Below are 19,157 nucleotides of genomic sequence, written 5' to 3' on the forward strand. Positions count from 1 at the left end.
TTATTTCAACTTTCTTCGAATATCGTTTAATTTAGATAACATCTGTTTGTAGAATTGATACGTTTCTTCTCCATTTGCCAGTTCGATCTTCTCATATTCCAACTGATCCCGACCGTTAAGGAAAACTTCATACAATTCATCTAACTTCGTGATTAGAGCGGTAATGTCTTCTGATGCTGTTAGTTCCGTACCTCGACGTGCTGCTTTACGCAACAATGTGCTCTTACTTTTCTCATCAAGATTATGGAAGTGCCCGAACACTTCGAACTCAACATAATTATGACTCTTCATCAGATTAGCAAAAGGTTCCCATGTTTCTTCCTCAGGATCACGATCATAGACGTAGAGCGCACCCTTTTTCGTAATAGTCTCTGTATATAGTACTTCAATGAATTGATCAAGCCATTTCTCTTCGTCTTGGTGCTGGTTCATTAATTGTTCGAATTCAGTAGCTTTTGCGCTAATGATAGCATACTTAGCTAACTCTTCTCGTACACGCGTAATAAGTTCAGGCGTACGAATTAAGTTTTCTTTCGCTAAATCTTCTGAAATACTACCGAATATATCTTTACTAGATACCTTCTCAAGTCCCTGTACAAGGATACGTTTCAAATCAATCAGAGCACGCTTTACTTCCCCAAGATTAGGTTTAGCCGAATCTAGTTGCAGATCGTATCCACGAAGGTAATCATTCAGATCGAACGGTTTCGTCATGACGACAGCGAATCGATTACTTGTATTATGATCGATGTCTTTCTCAATAATTACTTTCAGCGACAGTGCCTTAGTGAATTCAGAACGAACACGAGCATTGTAGGATTGAACACGCGTATTCAGATACGTATCGCCCCAAGATCTCTCTGGAATTGGTGAAGGAAGGTAGGTCCAGTTCGCTTTATCTGTCTGTACCAAGTGGCGTCCAATACCTTCTTTATCTAGAATCGTTCGTTCATAACTTTCTTCATATACTTTAAGGGGTGTATAGACGAACAACGGCACACCATTCTTTGTATTTAACCAGAAAATACGGTTCTTCACTTGGCTCTCTTTTACAGTGAAATGGGATTTCCCAATGGAGTTATCCTGGTAATTGCGAATTCCTTTAAGAATGCTTGGTGCCCCAACAGGGACAGATACAAATCCCCATGAAGGGAAATATAGATTGCCTGAACTATTACTCAGGTGGAACACAGGAACAGCTTCCTCATCCAACTTACTTGCGATATTACGCTCAACAAATTTCTCGATAGACTCCTCGTGACCGAATTTCATGATCAAGAAATCCTCCATCGACTGCGTAATCAGATCACCGAATTTATCTCCAAGAAACTCCGAGATCGAACTTACGATGTCTACTTCTTGTTCTCTAACCCATTGATTCGAATGATTCAACAATTCCAACGTGAAATCACGTATAAGATCATCCACATCTTTACTTTCCATCATTTTACCAATGACTTTCGAAATGTCTGGCACACTCACAAGGTTCCAATAGTATGTTTTGTTGCCCTTATGATCGGCCTGCTCGTCACCTTTAATCAGGATTTCACCATTTTTCTCAAAAATAGCATTCAATGCATTCAATATTTCGGTATATACGTTATAAATGCGCGTATTCTCATTGTTTAATAGCTCATATAAATCTTCATAGAACTCGATCATCTGCTCTGTACGTTCAACATCTGCTTGAAGCCAATATTCATTAATCTTCGCTTCGATATAGATATTCTTCTTCTTATCTTTGGACACAAATGCACTCTTAGCATCACCGAGTCTATCGTCAGCTTGCTCTCTTGCAACTTCAATATCTCTTGGAATCCGATGTAGGTTCTCTCGCAATGTCTCGATATAGGAGAGTAACATTTTGAGTAGGCTGAAGCCTTTTTCCGTATAAATCAGTCTTGAAACATAGAATGGCCCTTGTTCTGGATGTAGGAATATTCGGCGAATCTGATCCGTGAACTGTCCTACAATCTCACCTGGTAGCTGCTTCTTAGCTTTAATATACTCTTCACGAGCACGAGCCAAGAAATTCTGTTCAAGTTCTGTATCCATACTAATAACCTGATTCTTCACGACATTGCTATAACTCATGCGCTCACTATTCTCATACCCTGGAAGTGGCTCAGGTACGCGAGATTCGAAAGTCTTCACCATCGTATCAAGGTCAATCCCTAACTTACGGGCAAAAGTCTCCACATCGTCTTGACTCGGCGCTTTCTCGAACATTTTCTCCATCTTACCAAACAACCGAAATGCTAGATACGTCGTCATCTCTTCAATCGGTAATACCGCAGAGGAAGCACCGATAATATTATAATCGTAGTTCGCTGGATACATCTTGTTCATCTGTGCAATATTCGTACTAATGTTACTAATATAGTCATGAATGGCGAACTCTTCGCCCGACGCCTTCTCTTCACTAGCCATAAAGTTCGTAATGTTCTCAGCCGTTACATTCATACAGTAGTCATAAGCATTCTCTAGTAGCTTGCCTTCGGTATTCGTTGCTGAGATCAAATGGCATAGATTAAAAGGTGGAAGTGGCGAGTTAACCGTCAGAATATTCCCATAACGTTGCTGGAATCGTTCCCCACGGCTGTCCACATTCATCCAATAATCCAGCTCTTTCAGAGCGGCATATCCATTCTTTTTGATATATTCACGCGTATGTTCACTCAAGCTCTTATTGGCCAAGTTAATATCTGGTGTAAACAAATAACCGAGTGTGTTCACACGGTCAATCCCTGCTGAACCATGGTCACGTTCAATAATACCTCTCACAATATAGGCGATATCCAAGAAACAACCACTACCGGTACCCCCAGATAATCCCGTAAGCATAAACACCATGAGTTTCTTATTGGTACCAACAGACAACGTCTTAATCTTCTTATCAATAGCCTGAACAACTTGATTGATCTTCGTAAATAGTAGTAAACGTCCTGCTTGACGAACCCCTGCAGCCCCATTCATACCATCTGTAATACTCATCTCAGGAGATAACCAATCCGTAATATAGGGTTCTAGAACACTACGATTTTGTAGCAATCCACCGATCTCCGCATTCGAGAGTAACACGAACTCATTGATTGGATCGAGTCCAACACCCTTATACTTCTTCCCACGATCTTGTTCGTTCGTCTCAAAAGCTAAGAACTCCACATTATCCGGTTTATCACGTTTCTTCTTGGACAATGGATCTTCCGGCAGCTTAAATCTACGATTAATCTGATATTTCAGTCGTAGCAATGCATCAATACCAGTACCTCCAAGCCCAATAATGAGGATTGGATTATCAATCGTATCCACGCGGATCTTATCGCTGACAATCCCCCCACCTAATGAAACGTCCAATTGCTGAATATGTTCCCTAACCACTGGCTTCATTGTATTTCCCCCTAAAAGCTTTACGAAGTAAAGCTTGCTTCGTAAGCATTATCTTAAGTTTTACGAAGTAAAACTCACTTCGTAAGCATATTCTTGGTCTTTTATACTACAACCCATCTATTTAAGCTCAAAATCCTTAATACTTGCGGAAAACTTATGGATCGCGTAGAAGTAGCGAAGAGGACGGAATTGTCTTGTAGAAGCGCTAGCGTTCGCCTACAAGTTTTCCGTAGGAAAACTACTTCGAAAGCATATGCTTTGACGTTCGAATTCTACCTCTAAAAGGGTTTTATATAATCAGGAATTCTAAGGGCAACAGCGATCGTAAGGACAATCCGTCATCGTAGCGGACATACGCAATCCTAATGTTTGTTGCTCCATTAAACATTTCGATCTTATACTCACACTAGATATTCCAACATGATCGTCTTATCTACACTTTGTAGAGAAAGGGTAATGCGATCTCCGCCTTTTAATTCATATCCGTTACTAGCATCAATAACGCGTCCTGACTTCTCAATGTTCACGGTTGATCCATTCTTGATCATGATTCGATCATTCTTACTTGGGATGAAAAGGATCTTCTCTGTTTCCTTCAGTTCTGGTGCTAACTGTAACAACTGATGGAGAGTGATCTTTCCTTTGAAGCCATTCAATTTCTTATATTGCGGATGCGTCTTCTCACCGGTATTCTCATCTCGAATCTCGATGATCATTTGGCCGACAAAGCCTTTATTGGCTTTCTTCACAGCTGCAAGAATGAAGTATGCTGCTGCAAGGACCGCTATAAGTCCAATCGCCCCAAGAACTACGGGCATGACGGGGAACGAATCCTTCTTCTCGTCCTCTGTTACAGGAGTTGTCTTACTTGGAGTTGTAGCAGTGGCTCCACCCTTCTTAGCACTAATCTTCACGACAGGGGATTCCCGATAAAGGCTTTTATCTTCCGCGATGACTGTGAGTTCATAATCATGTGCATCGATAACCTTATAGGTCCCCTTGAACTGATCTCCTGGACTAGACAGTGCTACTTCTTCTGTCGCACCCGTATCCATATCTTTCACCACTAGCCTAGCATTCATATTCTTATAAAGGGTGCTATTTTGTAACCTTTGACCATTACTTGTAAAATAAGTTGTGATATCGATCTTATCACCCTTTTTATACGTGCTACTTGGAAGAGGATCCATCGTAAGTTCAATATCATAATTGAACACTAGATTAATATCGATTTTGTCCTTAGCTACACCTTTCACTTGAAGCTTCCAATCCCCTTTTACTGGACTTATTAGCTTAAGTAACGTATAACTTTTGGATTTGGAATAAAGAATATCTTTGGCAGGAATGGACTTGCTCGCTCCTGTCGGATCTGTTAATTTGACTTCTACGGATTGGGCTGACATGATAGAAATATTAGCTTCCAGTACATTATCATTGGGGACATTAATCGTTACATCTTGAAAGCTTCCGTCCCCTGTCATCGACTGTATTGGAACAATCTTAAGTTTCTGATGACTCGCAAATATTTCACTTAATATCTGCGGTAAATCATCCGCTGTATTTGTGGAAAACGCCTTACCTCCTGTTTTCTCAGCAATCTCAGCTAAAGCATCCTTGTTTAATTTACCGTCCGCATTCAGACCAATGGTATATACTGGAATACCACTTTTATTGGCATCGACAATCGCTTGATCTAACTCTTGTGCCGATTGTTGATCTGTTCGGCCAGTAGCCTCGTTAAGATCATTGTTTCCATCGGCTAGTAGTACGATCATGGGTTCATGACTAGCATCGGATCCTTGTTGCAATACTTTAACAGCTTCCTTTATTCCGATAGCTGTATCCGTATAGGCTCCACGATCGAGCTGATCTATGAATTTCTTCAAATCTTCTTTATCCGCAGCTGATTGAATCTCAAGCAGCGCTTTCTCTCGCTGGATCTGATCCGTATACGAGATAACTCCAACCTTGTCCCCTTGAACAGATAACATATCAATGAACATTTTCATCGCTTCGTTACCTATTTTGTTAGGATCACTTTTCTTCATAGAATTACTTGCATCTACGACTAACATGGCATCAATATGTGAAGACTGATCTGCAGCTGCAACTTCCTGTATTCTAAATACATACGAGAATGGTAGTAATAATATCGACATGACTACCAATATACGGAGTGTGAGTTGATTTCTTTGAAGCATAGTTATACCCCTTTATTATGAGATGAAGTACGAGTAGGATGCTCATCTATTCCACTCTAGGTGAAAAGTCTTAAGAACCTCTTAAGAAACCCTTAACATACATTAAAATATTTGCCTAGAAGTATTAAGTTTATGCCGCTACTTTGTCTAAATTCTACCATTAGTATGACATTATGATATAATTAAACCTTTCAAAGTTCAATGTATCATGGAAAAATGCTGGCTTATACTAAACAAGAAGGGAATCCGATCATGATTACATACGTTTGTTTAGGCGTTTTGATTCTTTTTATTGCTATCAAGTCATCTGTATATATGAAACACCGTAAATATACCCCTTCTTCCGATGAACTAGATATGAAGCTTTTGTCCCTAATAAACCATGAGGGTGAGCGCCATGACTAAAAAGAGAGCTGTAACTTTTAAACCCTATATAAAGACGCGTTATGCGTATGAAAAGTTAAGAGTATGCCGTCATTGTCAGCATTTCACCGTGCTGTGGGAAGAGGAATGTGCCCATTGCGGCAAAGCTACACTCATTTCTATTCGTCAACGCGCAACCTCTAAAGTTAAACGTACCATGGTAAACCAACGACTTATCGCATTTTTAATTGGATTAATCGGGATTTACTTCGGTCAGACTTCTCTACAAATGATCCTTTGTGCCGGAGCGGTCATCCTACTCATTGCTCTCCTGTGGTTCCTTCAGAATAGAATGCTTCCTTCCGAAGTTCCTTTGGAAATGGAGAGAATATTTGAAGAAGAACAACCACAGATTCTAGAGGATTTAAAATATAATCGAAAGACTGCTGTTGCCGCATTAAAGGAAGATGAACTCCTTACGTATGTTATGTTACGGGAGATTAGTACCCTCGTACATAATGATAAAATACGTCTACAGCAAGTGGTCCTTCTTCAATCCTTTGTACTACGTAAGGATATGGATTTAGTAGTGGAACCCTTACTTATAAAGAGTTTCGATACCGATTTGGCATCCTACATCGGTGAAGTGGCCAAGGTACAGCGAGACCTAATTAAGAACAGCTCCATTCATTATATTCTTACCTATGAACCTCATATACTCCAAATGGGGAATGGGATGGACATCCTATCAAGTGTTGCTGGCGCTGCCATTCGATTACAGAAATATGTAGAGGCTTATCCTGAATTTATTCGACGTTATGCAAGACACATTCCCAAAGATCGTTTCTTACGATTGTACAGAATGATTCAACAGCGTCCAAATGCTTCATGGGGCAATTTGGCTAATGAAGTAGCTCTCATCCGTCAAGAGCAATATGAATGGGATTCTGATTTTCAATAAGAAAGTTAGAGAGGCTATAAGACTATGACGATGGTAAGATGGATAACCCTGCGAAATTTTCTCATATTGTGCTGTGCGGCCATGCTTATTCTAATTGGAATGAAGGGATATCACATTCAGGAGAAGATTACATCGGTCACCGAGGCCAATCGCCTGTATGATCTTAAGGATCTGATTGAAGCGGAAGCCTGGTATAATAAAGCTCAACAAAATCAATCGATACGATATAAGGAACAACTAATCTCTTCCCGATTACGGGAATTGGCACCGATTACAGATATTAACATTCAACTTAGCCAGATTGATAGTCAGGCTGAGCGTGCGAACGATATCAAAGATTTCGATCAACTAATGTCTGTGTATACCCGCTTACAAGCTGTTCGAAGTGATTATATGAAGGGGGATATCCCCTATGAACCCTATTATCGCCAGTTATCTGCTAAATATGAAATTTCCGAAGACTTCACCCAATACTTCCATAACTCTAAAACCCTTTTTAATGAGCAAATGGAGCATAATCTTGAGAACAATCTATATAAGGACGAGTCCTTTAAGTGGAATTTATTAACTATACCGAATGTATTCTATGGTGATGAGAAACAGAAGATTACGCAAATCTATGCGAAATTGAAGGCCTATGATGATCGCAAAATGGCTCGAATGGCAGCAAATGGCCAATTTCAGGATCTTTTAGATGAATCTGCCGCTATGTTACAGCAATATAAGGCTCACGATGTACAAGCAGACTGGATTACCGATCAATCCGATGATCTTGTTAGAACATTCTTGGTGAATGACGCAAAGAATGACAGCTATTCCGTATTCGTGACACATGCGAAGAATTATATGAACTTTGTTCATAGTATATCTTTCAAGTCTACTGTGGAGACTTACATTGAGAAACAGATAAATACATGGATGAAGACTGCGAAACGTCACCTATCCAGAGCAGAGTTTGAGAAGGCCATTGCCATATACATGGGAATTAAAGATTACAAGGACACAACTCTCGAGGTGAAGGAAGCGCAACTCGCTTGGAATATCCATGATCCAATCCGGATCCTGCAGAATGGTGACCCAACACGTGTATTTGAACATGTGAGTTCTGGTAGTAAACGTTTCGGCTCTATTACAGACGTGCTTGCGACAGATGAGCGGAATATCATTTACTTTGGAACATTGGATAGTGAGAATAATGTACAGATCTTAACTAACCAGGAATTTCAAAAGGATGGATCGATTCAAGACCTATCCATTGAGAGCTCCCTCAGTTCGAAACAACTTCCTGTAATTCTGATCACGGAACAATCCGACTCACGTAAGGCACGCTATACAGCTCTCGAGGTGCAATCTAATACCATGGTCACCTTATTTCAGCTACATGCAGATGCTTATCAAGTGGATTCAAATGGCATGTTAATCATGATTAATCCAGACACGGAAGAAGGCACTGGACAAGTGGCTATGTACCAACGCTCCGGGGATAGTTATCAATTTGTGGGTGTCCAGCAAGATTTCATTGATATCTCTGTCGAGGATTTATTACTACATCCAAATGAAAAGGTGAAATTTCACACGACCATTATCCAACCTGGATATGCCGAAGCCTTTGCTACGATGGGTGACAGTTATATTAAACTCACAGGTAGCTTTAACTTTTACGAGGGATTAGTTTCCTTAACGGGATTGTTTAATGGGTATGAGGATATTTATGTTCAGGATGAATTAATATCCGTACCTGTGTTTGAAGTAGAGACTGTAGAATAACCGTTTCAACATCTCTGACATAGAAACAAGCATAAACGGCCTCGCCGTCCTTTAGCGGCGAAGAAACGTTTAGCGTTGAAATATAAGATTATTTATAAGCAGAAATACTTATAAATTCTAATATTTTTACAAAAAAAGAGTTGGTGTCTGTATTTAACAGACACCGACTCTTTTCTATTGAATCGTATTTATTCTACAACGACAACCACTTTTGTTTTCTTACCGCCATAACTTACAGTAATCGTTGCCTTTCCTTTACCAGTAGCTTTGATCTTACCATCTTTAACCGTCACCGCTAGAATTTTCGATGAAGTCCATAACGCTGCCTTAGAAACATTATCTTCGCTTCCATCAGCATAGGTCGCTGTGGCAATCACACTAACCTCATCCTTCACTTTCAAGTTCAGGCTAACTTCATCCGTCTGTAGATATTTCAATGTATCAACATCCACTGGAATACTTATCGTTTTCCCTGCGTATTTAGCCGTAATTTTTGTCTTACCGTAAGCTACGACAGAGACTTTTCCTTTATTCACAGTTGCTATTTTATAATTACCTGTCTTCCATTCAGCAAGACTAGTAACATCCTTCGTTGTTCCATCACTTAATGTAACAGTTACGTTGATCTGATCTGTTTTTGGTCCCTGTGATCCTGTTTTCAAGGAAAGAGATTGATGTGTTGCTTCAATGCTTTTAATGACATCAACTTCTACTGCAATCGTTACTTTTTTGCCACCATATTCTGCTGTAATGGTCGCTTTACCCTTACTGTAACCTTTTACTACACCATCTTTCACACTTGCTATAGCTGGGTTACTTGATTTCCAAGCCACATCAGCTGCCGTAATCGGTTCATCATTACTCGATGAATCTTTTGCAGCAAGGACGATTGACTTGCTCTCACCAGAACTCAAGATAATAAGACTAGAATCTGATTCAAGCTCACTTACTAATCCAACATTTACTTTCATAGTGTACTTCGTATTATTATACAATGCTGTAATCGTCGTGGAACCCGTTGCTACCCCTGTGATAAGTCCATCGCTGTTGACTTTAGCAATCTTCTCATCAAGCGTGCTCCACTCGGCTTTACTTGTAAGATCAACATCTTTTGAATGATCCGTTACGTCATACACCGCTACAAGGCTAGCTTGATATGGATTCTCTACTTTAATATCAATTAACTTGGAATCCAATGAGATCGAAGTAGGAATATCTACGCTAACCTTTGTTGTAACCGTTAGTCCACCATACGTTGCTGTAATCGTTGCTTCACCCATTTTGTAAGCTGTAATCTTACCGTACGATACATAGGCTACAGCAGCATCACTTGAGCTCCATACCGCTTTGTCTGCCACGTTGGTTCTAGTCGATACATCCCCGTATGCTGCATTAAGCTCTAATTCCTTCGTCTGTCCAACACTCATTCCTACTTTTTCAACGATATCTAGATTACGAGGAACATCAACATCAACCTGAACGGTTACACTCTTATCACCGTATTGCCCCGTAATCGTTGCTGATCCAGTTCCTTCAGCATAGATAAGTCCTTTATTTACATACGCCACAGACGCATTGCTAGTCGTCCATGTCGCTAGACTAGTAATATCAACAGGTGATGTATTATCAGGGAAAATAGCTGTCAATAACAACTGACTCTCTGATTTAGTTGAATCTATAACACTTAAGAAAACATTCGTTTTATCAACGACTAATTTACGAGTCTTGTCTACATCAACCTCAAGGGTGATGGTTTTGGTGCCATAACTAGCTGTTATTGTAGCTGTTCCTGCACCGTAGGCTGTAATCTTACCTTTGAGTACGTCAGCAACCTTCTCGTTACTCGTAGTCCATTCCGCATCTGCTGTCACATCTTTAGGATCACCATTAGGATATGTCGCAGTTAATTTAACGGTTTGTGAATCTTTAGGATCCTTCATCAATAGGGATACTGAACTTACATCTAGATCAAGTCGTTTCACTATTTCTACGTTCACTTCTACTGTAATGACCTGGTTTCCGTAAGAAGCTTTAACCGTTGTTACACCTGCGCCAAGAGCTTGTACTTTACCATTAACGACCGTTGCAACTTCATTGTTACTTGAAGACCAATCTGCTTTGTCAGTAACAGTCTCCGTCACTGCAGTATCCGCATAAGTAGCTTCTAGTGTAATTTGCTCACTGTCGCCTTTACGAAGATCGAGACTTTGCACATTCTTCGTTAAAGATTTAACCTTTTTCGTAACAATTACCTTAATGGTTTCAGTCTCACCACCATACGTTGCCGTTGCAGTGATGGTACCTTCCTTCTTAGCTGTTACCATACCATTATAAATCGCTGCAATGGAATCATCAGGACTCGACCATGTGGTGAATAACGTTACATCTTTCTTTGTATCGTCGTCGTACACAGCTGTTGTCGTTAATGACGATGTTGACCCAATTTCCATGGATATTTCATTCTTAGATAGCACAATTTTGTCTAATACCGCTGTTGCTGCCCAAGTCGTACCTGCACTAGCCAAACTAACAATTAAAATTAATGACATTAATAATGATTTTTTGAATCTAATAATCAATGTTGTTTCCCTCCAGTTCTCATTTTAAAATCGCCTTATTACTTCAAATATCGGCAAATGAAGACATAAACATTAGGTTTTCGATCATTCACTTTAGAAATTTATGTTTTTCACTTCCCCATTTAAGAAAGAATTACTATCTCTCATCTAGAAAATGACCCCTCCCATGATCATCATTGGGAAGAGCCTTTATATACCCATTATTTCATTAGAAATACCGACTGGGTTATTTCAATTATGCCGTTTTCGACTTATTATAAATATCAAATCCAACAGCGAGCAATAGGACTAACCCCTTAATTCCTTGCTGCCAATCTACACCCAGGCCAACCAGAGACATCCCATTATTCATGACCCCCATTACAAGGCCCCCAATGATGGCACCTACAACCGTTCCAATCCCTCCAGAAGCGGAAGCCCCACCAATGAAACAGGCCGCGATCGCATCAAGTTCGAAGTTCACACCTGCTTTGGGAGTTGCCGAATTGAGACGTGCCGCAAATAGCAATCCCGATAATGCAGCCATGACACCCATATTCACAAATACCCAGAAGGTGACACGTTTCGTTTTGACACCAGATAGACTTGCTGCCTTCTCATTACCACCAAGAGCATAGATTTGACGACCCATGGTCATCCGATTCATAACGAAGGAGTAGATCACAATAAGAACTAGCAAGATTACGAGAATGTTAGGAATTCCGTTATATTGCGCCAATACGTAGGTAAATAAATTAATTAGTACGACAAGCGCACCAACCTTAGCGACGGATAGCCAGACAGAAGACTGATCAAATCCATATCTACTTTGAACCTTACGGTTCTTGTATTCCTGATATATAACCAGAATCGATAGAATAACACCGATCACCATCGTAAGTAGGTTGATGGTACTTCCATGAAAGAAATCGGGAATGAATCCGGAGCTAATCTTTTGAAAAGATTTGGGGAAAGGAGCAATCGACTGCCCATTCAGTACGATCATTGTGAGACCGCGGAACAGTAACATCCCTGCTAGGGTGACAATGAACGCTGGTATTTTGACATAAGCGACCCAGAAGCCTTGCCAAGCACCCACAAGTGCACCCATTAAGAGAGACAGAATGACTGCAAGAATGGGGTTCATCTGCATATTCACCATCATGATTGCTGATAGTGCCCCAATGAAGGCAGCTACCGATCCGACTGAAAGGTCAATATGACCGGTAATAATGACTAACACCATCCCAATAGCTAGTACTAGAATGTAACTGTTCTGCAGAATCAAGTTGGTCACGTTAAGTGGTTTAAGTAAGATACCGTCTGTAAGGATCTGAAAGAAAATAGATATAAACACAAGTGCGATAATCATGCCGTATTGACGTATATTTTTTTTGAAAAGTTTACTTATGGCTCCCATGCGATATTACCCCCTGCTCCGTGTCATGTATTTCATTAATGTCTCTTGCGTCGCATCCTGCCTTGCTACTTCACCACTAATTCGGCCTTCATTCATAATATAGACCCTGTCACACATGCCTAGAATTTCAGGTAACTCTGAGGAGATAAGCAGGATCCCCTTCCCTTCAGCCGCCAGTTGATTAATAATGGAGTAGATTTCGTATTTCGCACCTACGTCAATACCTCGGGTAGGTTCATCCAGAATAAGAATATCTGGTTTGGTATAAATCCATTTACTAAGTACCACCTTCTGCTGATTACCACCGCTAAGATTACCTGTTGTCTGCAGAATACTTGGTGTTTTGATATTCAATTTCTTACGGTATTCTTCTGCTACAAGTACCTCTTCGCTCTCGTTAATGACGCCACGCCGGGATAAATTCTTCAGATTACTGAGTGAAATATTGCGCTTAATATCGTCGATTAGAATGAGCCCATAATGCTTCCGATCCTCGGTAACATAGGCTAATCCATTCTCCATTGCCTTATTAATATCCGTTAAATGCACTTCCTTACCGTTCATGAATACCTGACCACTAATGCGTTTACCATAAGACCTGCCGAATATACTCATAGCAAACTCGGTTCGTCCTGCTCCCATCAGACCTGCAATACCAACAACTTCACCTTTTCGGATATGCATATGAATGTTGTCGACCATCTTACGATCTTGTTGTGTTGGGTGGTAGACTTCCCAGTTACGAACTTCAAAGATCATCTCTCCAATGTCTGGCGTTCGCTCTGGATATCGATGCGTCATATCTCGACCAACCATACCCTTAATAATGACATCCTCCGTAACCTGATCCTTCTTCATATCTAGGGTCTGAATCGTCAATCCATCACGCAAAATCGTTACAGAATCCGCTATCTTCTCGATTTCGTTCAATTTATGCGAAATGATAATGGAGGAGATCCCTTGTTTCTTGAGCTCTAGAATGAGCTCCAATAGATTCTCACTATCATCCTCATTGAGCGCCGCAGTGGGTTCGTCGAGAATGAGCAGCTTCACTTCCTTGGAGAGTGCTTTCGCGATCTCTACCAATTGTTGTTTACCGACACCGATCGAGTTTACCTGTGTAAACGGCGATTCCTTAAGGCCAACGGTTTCCAATAGCTCAATCGTCTTCACCGTCGTTTCGTTCCAGTTGATTACCCCGTGCTTGGCCTGTTCATTGCCTAGGAAGATATTCTCCGAAATCGACAAATACGGAATCAACGCCAGTTCCTGATGGATAATAACAATCCCTAGATTCTCGCTATCCTTAATATCCTTGAATTGACATACCTGTCCTTTGAATATAATATCCCCCTCGTACGTTCCATGAGGATACACACCACTAAGTACTTTCATCAGCGTAGACTTACCCGCACCATTCTCTCCGCATAATGCGTGAATCTCGCCTTCCTTGACCTTTAAGTTAACATCTCCGAGCGCTTTGACGCCGGGAAAGGTCTTCGTGATTCCTTTCATCTCCATAATGTAGTCCGTCAATGCTTCTCACCTAGCTTTCTTTCTGACTGGTCATACGGGAACGGGAAGCGGGGAAGCAGCCTCTACAGGCCGCCACCGCTAACCTATCATTTGTATATCTATCTGCTAGTTCGTTGTTTACTGCCCCAGTTGCTCCTTCGTATAGTAGCCACCTTCTACTAGAACCTTATCTACATTCGTAGCATCTACGGAGACCGGATCAAGCAGGAAGGACGGTACAATTTTCACACCATTATCATAAGTTTTTGTATCATTCACGACTGCCTCAGTACCCTTAAGAACACTTTCAGTCATCTCAACGGCCTTCTTAGCTAATTCCCGTGTGTCTTTAAATACCGTTTGTGTCTGTTCACCAGCAATAATTGATTTAATAGAAGCTAACTCAGCATCTTGACCTGTTACTATAGGAAGCTTCTTATCTGCTGTACCGTAACCAATCCCTTTAAGTGAGGAAAGTACACCGATACTAATCCCGTCATAAGGAGAAAGAACTGCATCCAAATTGTCGGAGGCGTAGTTCGCACTCAACAAATTATCCATGCGTGCTTGAGCGGCTGCGCCATCCCAACGAAGTGTAGCTACTTGAGCCATTGTTGTCTGTTTACTGCGAACAACGAGCTTACCGGAATCCATATAAGGCTTCAGAATGGACATTGCCCCATCGAAGAAGAAGTATGCATTGTTATCATCCGGTGAACCCCCGAACAACTCGATGTTGAAAGGTCCCTTCCCTTCTTTTAGCCCAAGCTTTTCTTCAATATATGACCCTTCAAGCACACCCACTTTGAAGTTATCAAACGTAGCATAATAATCGACATACTCACTTTTCTTAATTAAACGATCATACGCAATGACCTTCACATTGGCATCATGTGCCTTTTGTAGCACATCCGTGAGAGACTCACCATCAACCGACGCGATGACAATCGCGTTTACACCCTTGGTGATCATGTTCTCAATTTGAGACACTTGATTCTCCACGACATCTTCAGCGTATTGCAGGTCTGTGCCATATCCTAACTTCTCGAATTCTTTCACCATGTTATTGCCGTCATTTACCCAGCGCTCTGAAGATTTCGTTGGCATAGCAATTCCGACCTTACCGTTAGCCCCTTCAGAACTACTACCTGATCCATTACCACATCCGGATATCATAAGTGCGAACGCCATCATCAACATGATCCATGAATATTTCTTCATTCCTGCACTACCCCCTCGAACATTTAGTTTCTTGGACGAAACGTCTGCTCCGTCTGACAAGTTGAGTATATCAAGGCGAATAGGTGACCGTATTTACAATAAAACTACTGTTTTTATAAAAATCGAACATTTTTTGTTAGCGTTTTCATAATTGCCATTAAATAATTCTAGAATTAGTGGTTTGGATGGCCGCTACGATAACGGATTGTCCTTACGATCGCTGTTGCCCTCCGATTTCTTGATTGTATACTGCTTATAGGAGTTGAAATCTGAGGGCAAGTATATGCTTTCGATGTAGTTTTCCTACGGAAAACTTGTAGGCGAACGCTTACGCTTCTACAGGACAATTCCGCCACCTTCGCTACTTCGAATAATATTCTAGATATCGTAGAAGATCTGGTGGAGCCTCTTCAACTCTCAGATGGCCCCAATTGTCTCATTGGCATGAACATGCAAGGCCCGGTCGCCATATTCGCTGTCAATTTAAAGAGAATATTGACTCTATTAAATTAATAAATATAAGAAAACATGAAGAACAAAGGCGGATTCTCATTCAGAGTTGAATGAAAATCCGCCTTTATATCTATTCAGGTGCAGTCCCTATATCAAAATACCTTTTTTCAGTAGTCCCCCCCTATAATGGAGAGTCTTCCTCTGGATTCATACCTTTACGAAATTGCAAAGGTGATACGCCCGTCTGTTTCTTAAAGGCTGTACTGAAATAATGCTGAGTTTCATATCCCGTTCGCTCTGCCACATCATGTACACTGATATCCGTAGCATTTAGCAACTGTGCCGCTTTCCGAATCCGAACCTGTGTCAGGTAAGTACCAAATGAGGAACCGAGCTCCTGCTTGAACAAACGACTAAGATAGACCGGAGATGCCTGTAAATGACCTGCTATAGATTCTAACGTTAAGCCATATTCATCATAATTTTCCAACACATATTGTTTCGCTCTTCGAACGATCGGAGATAGCGGTACTTCTTTGGATAAGGTGATTCTGCATCTACGGTAAGTCGTGGTCAACTCCGTAATCTCTTCCTGTACAGGTTCGATACCGACTTCTACAGCAATCTTCAAGTTCGTACGCACTTCCTGCTCCACCCTAGCTAATATCGCTTCGGCGCTACCGTCCCATAGGAGAATAATAATAAGGCCCATAGAATCACGGAAAATAACATGGGCGTAATCGTTCAGCAACTCCATCGTGATATTCTCGATTGCAAAAAGAAACAACTGGCGCTCATTCTCTTTCATTCCAGAGTTCTGTACTTCCCATCTCCAACGAATAATACCGAGTAGTTCTGGTCGAACTTGTGGTAATTTCAAAAACTGGAGTTGCTCCTTAATTTCCTGCTGACTCAGATTACCATCTAGCCATTCCTGGCAAAAGCGTTCGCGCAATAGCGGGAAGTTCTTCAGAATTTGCTTGGAAGCCTGCGCTAGATGCTGACTTTGCTGCTTCTCTTGATTCAGTTCATCTCGAATTCGGCGCATGACCTGCATGAGCTGTTTCGGATCAGCTGGCTTCAGAATATAATCATTCACCTGTAATCGAATCGATTCCTGCGCATACGTAAACTCATCATGTCCCGTTATGACTACGATTTTGCAATCGGGAAGCTGTTCTCTTAATTTCTTCATCATTTCAATTCCGTGCATAATCGGCATATTAAGATCAACTAGTGCGATATTTACTGAATGTAAAAGTGCCTGTTCCAATGCTTCCTCGCCATCCTCAGCTTCTGCGACAACTTGTAAGCCTAGCCCGTCCCAATCAACAGATTGCTTAATTCCCTCACGGATAATCATCTCATCATCTGCAATCATTACTTTCCAAATATCCATGTCATTACTCCTCCGTATTAACCATGCTCTCTAATTATTCTTATTGGCATTATGACAGTCTCGGACAATGGGATGCCGCACGTTTACGGTAGTCCCAATTCCTAGTTCACTCTCGATACTTATTCCATACGCTTCGCCATAGTTAAGACGGATCCTCGCTTGCACGTTAAGAATACCGTAACCACTACCGGAGCTATTCGGAATGGGATTCTCCGGTTCACTGGACTGATTGTCCATGCCTACAATATCAAACTTATGTCTTAAAAGCGTGAGCCGCTCGGGTAACATACCTGCTCCATTATCACGCACCGTTAAATGTAGATCTCCTTCTCGTTCAGCCACATCAATAGCGATATGCCCCGGACCTCTACGTTCCTTAATCCCATGATAAATAGCATTCTCGACGATCGGCTGTAGTAATAACTTCAATACCTGAAGCTCCTCAAGCTCACTATCGACATTAATACTATAGGTTAGCTTGTTACTGTAACGAACGTGTTGAATTTTTAAATAGCTGACAATATGCTCGAGTTCATCTGCTAGAGGAATAATATCACTCCCCTTGCTAAGTCCCAGGCGGAAGAGTCTAGATAGGGATTGGACAACTTCAGCGATATCTTCGGCTCCTTTATTACGTGCCATCCAATGGATGGTATCTAGCGTATTATATAGAAAATGAGGCTTAATCTGCGCCTGCAGACTACGTAGCTCGGCCTCCCGCTTCTGCCGTTCCTGAAGTTCTGTTAACGACAGCAATCGGCTAATCTGAGCTAACATCGTATTGAAACGCCTACCTAACATCCCAATCTCGTCCGAACGATTTCCCCAATAACGTATCGTCAAGTCCCCTGATTGTGCTTTATTCATGAATGACATCAACTGTGCAATAGGACGCGATATGGATGTTGCTAGATAAAATGAGGCGGTCATGCCCAACATACAGACTACGAATACAAAGATGACAACATTAAACGTAATCTCCCGTACGCTATAAGCCGACTCCTCCATCGGAAATACACCCACGGTCGTCCAATTAGTAAATGGCGATGTCCTGTATATCAATTGTAGATGACGATCCCCAACCTTATCAGAGGTAATGCCAGAGGTCTCAGTGAATAGCTCTGTGGGAATATTCTTCATAAAAGGTTGCCGAGGTGCATAGATTATATCTCCGCTACTATTGACTACCGTTAAATATCCGGTCTTTCCTAACGTAACATCACGAGCTGTCTCCGCAATCACACGAAGCTTCAGATCAACCAGAACGACACCCTGAACGATCTGAGTCTCTGGATCAATAATCGCTCGAACAGCCGAGACAATTTCACTTTCCTTGTAATCCACATGAGACATAACAGCCCTTCCATAGGGTTGTCCGATAATTTTGAATATCCCTTTATTAGCTACCGCTTCCTTATACCATTCTTCTTCCGTCGCAAGCGTGCCTGGGCGAGTGTACATCTCATTACTAATGGATTCTCCATCCTTATTTACAATCATAATCCCAGCAATCTCGGAACTAAGTGTCGTAAAACCCTGCAAAAACTTACGAATGTTATATTCAGCAGATTCACCGTTTTCTGTCGCGTCCGGTTTCATCTGGCCCTTTAAAAAGGTCTGCACACCTGGATCAAATGATATTAAATAAGAGATTTTTTGCAGATTCTCCACATCGTTCTCTAGAGCTGTATTCACTTTTCCAATTAACTGCATTGTATTCTCATTGCTCTGCTCTTCTACAATCCGATCAACCGTCCAGCCGATTAGAAGTCCTAGACCAATGGCAGGCAGGATACTAATTAATAAGAAATGGATGATCAACTTATATCGTAAGGGCATATTATTCAGTTTCAACTTATCCATCGTCAATCTGCGACTATCTCTCATTGGTCTCCTCCTGTGATGTAGT

10 protein-coding genes are annotated in these 19,157 nt (G+C 41.2%); 2 read left to right on the forward strand and 8 right to left on the reverse strand.

The window, feature by feature from the left end; all coding sequences use genetic code 11:
* Positions 1-3,390, reverse strand: coding sequence for a tubulin-like doman-containing protein (locus AC1D7X_RS23165; RefSeq protein WP_495458557.1), 3,390 nt, complete (start codon positions 3,388-3,390; stop codon positions 1-3).
* 401 nt (positions 3,391-3,791) lie between these two features.
* Positions 3,792-5,591 (reverse strand): vWA domain-containing protein, encoded by a 1,800-nt coding sequence (locus tag AC1D7X_RS23170; protein WP_495476187.1) that lies wholly within the window; start codon positions 5,589-5,591, stop codon positions 3,792-3,794.
* 397 nt (positions 5,592-5,988) lie between these two features.
* Here AC1D7X_RS23170 and AC1D7X_RS23175 point away from each other — a divergent pair, with 397 nt between their 5' ends.
* Positions 5,989-6,915, forward strand: coding sequence for a hypothetical protein (locus AC1D7X_RS23175; RefSeq protein ID WP_495476188.1), 927 nt, complete (start codon positions 5,989-5,991; stop codon positions 6,913-6,915).
* 24 nt (positions 6,916-6,939) lie between these two features.
* Positions 6,940-8,682, forward strand: coding sequence for a hypothetical protein (locus tag AC1D7X_RS23180; protein WP_495476189.1), 1,743 nt, complete (start codon positions 6,940-6,942; stop codon positions 8,680-8,682).
* 188 nt (positions 8,683-8,870) lie between these two features.
* Here the strand turns inward: AC1D7X_RS23180 and AC1D7X_RS23185 are convergent, their stop codons facing one another.
* From AC1D7X_RS23185 to AC1D7X_RS23210, 6 genes are all read right to left on the reverse strand, one after another.
* Positions 8,871-11,261, reverse strand: coding sequence for an Ig-like domain-containing protein (locus AC1D7X_RS23185; RefSeq protein WP_495476190.1), 2,391 nt, complete (start codon positions 11,259-11,261; stop codon positions 8,871-8,873).
* Between the two features lie 235 nt (positions 11,262-11,496).
* On the reverse strand, positions 11,497-12,660 hold the full coding sequence (gene mmsB, locus AC1D7X_RS23190; RefSeq protein WP_495458552.1) for a multiple monosaccharide ABC transporter permease: 1,164 nt from the start codon (positions 12,658-12,660) through the stop codon (positions 11,497-11,499).
* Positions 12,661-12,666: 6 nt separating this feature from the next.
* Positions 12,667-14,181 carry a multiple monosaccharide ABC transporter ATP-binding protein gene (mmsA, locus tag AC1D7X_RS23195; RefSeq protein ID WP_495458567.1) on the reverse strand — a complete coding sequence of 505 codons (1,515 nt, stop codon included), beginning with the start codon at positions 14,179-14,181 and terminating at the stop codon, positions 12,667-12,669.
* A 132-nt stretch (positions 14,182-14,313) separates the two neighbouring features.
* Positions 14,314-15,396 carry a multiple monosaccharide ABC transporter substrate-binding protein gene (gene chvE, locus AC1D7X_RS23200; protein ID WP_495458551.1) on the reverse strand — a complete coding sequence of 361 codons (1,083 nt, stop codon included), beginning with the start codon at positions 15,394-15,396 and terminating at the stop codon, positions 14,314-14,316.
* Between the two features lie 634 nt (positions 15,397-16,030).
* Complete coding sequence (locus AC1D7X_RS23205; RefSeq protein ID WP_495458550.1) at positions 16,031-17,248, reverse strand: response regulator transcription factor; 1,218 nt, start codon at positions 17,246-17,248, stop codon at positions 16,031-16,033.
* 30 nt (positions 17,249-17,278) lie between these two features.
* Entirely contained in the window at positions 17,279-19,135 is a 1,857-nt protein-coding gene (locus AC1D7X_RS23210; protein WP_495476191.1) for a cache domain-containing sensor histidine kinase, read from the reverse strand.
* Positions 19,136-19,157: the final 22 nt, after the last annotated feature.

This window comes from Paenibacillus sp. Y568, assembly GCF_059445545.1.

Excerpts from the sequence above, each read along its gene's own strand:
- AC1D7X_RS23165 (WP_495458557.1), bottom strand. The coding sequence starts at position 3,390 with ATGAAGCCAGTGGTTAGGGAACATATTCAGCAATTGGACGTTTCATTA.
- AC1D7X_RS23170 (WP_495476187.1), bottom strand. The coding sequence starts at position 5,591 with ATGCTTCAAAGAAATCAACTCACACTCCGTATATTGGTAGTCATGTCG.
- AC1D7X_RS23175 (WP_495476188.1), top strand. The coding sequence starts at position 5,989 with ATGACTAAAAAGAGAGCTGTAACTTTTAAACCCTATATAAAGACGCGT.
- AC1D7X_RS23180 (WP_495476189.1), top strand. The coding sequence starts at position 6,940 with ATGACGATGGTAAGATGGATAACCCTGCGAAATTTTCTCATATTGTGC.
- mmsB (WP_495458552.1), bottom strand. The coding sequence starts at position 12,660 with ATGGGAGCCATAAGTAAACTTTTCAAAAAAAATATACGTCAATACGGC.
- mmsA (WP_495458567.1), bottom strand. The coding sequence starts at position 14,181 with ATGGAGATGAAAGGAATCACGAAGACCTTTCCCGGCGTCAAAGCGCTC.
- chvE (WP_495458551.1), bottom strand. The coding sequence starts at position 15,396 with ATGAAGAAATATTCATGGATCATGTTGATGATGGCGTTCGCACTTATG.
- AC1D7X_RS23205 (WP_495458550.1), bottom strand. The coding sequence starts at position 17,248 with ATGGATATTTGGAAAGTAATGATTGCAGATGATGAGATGATTATCCGT.
- AC1D7X_RS23210 (WP_495476191.1), bottom strand. The coding sequence starts at position 19,135 with ATGAGAGATAGTCGCAGATTGACGATGGATAAGTTGAAACTGAATAAT.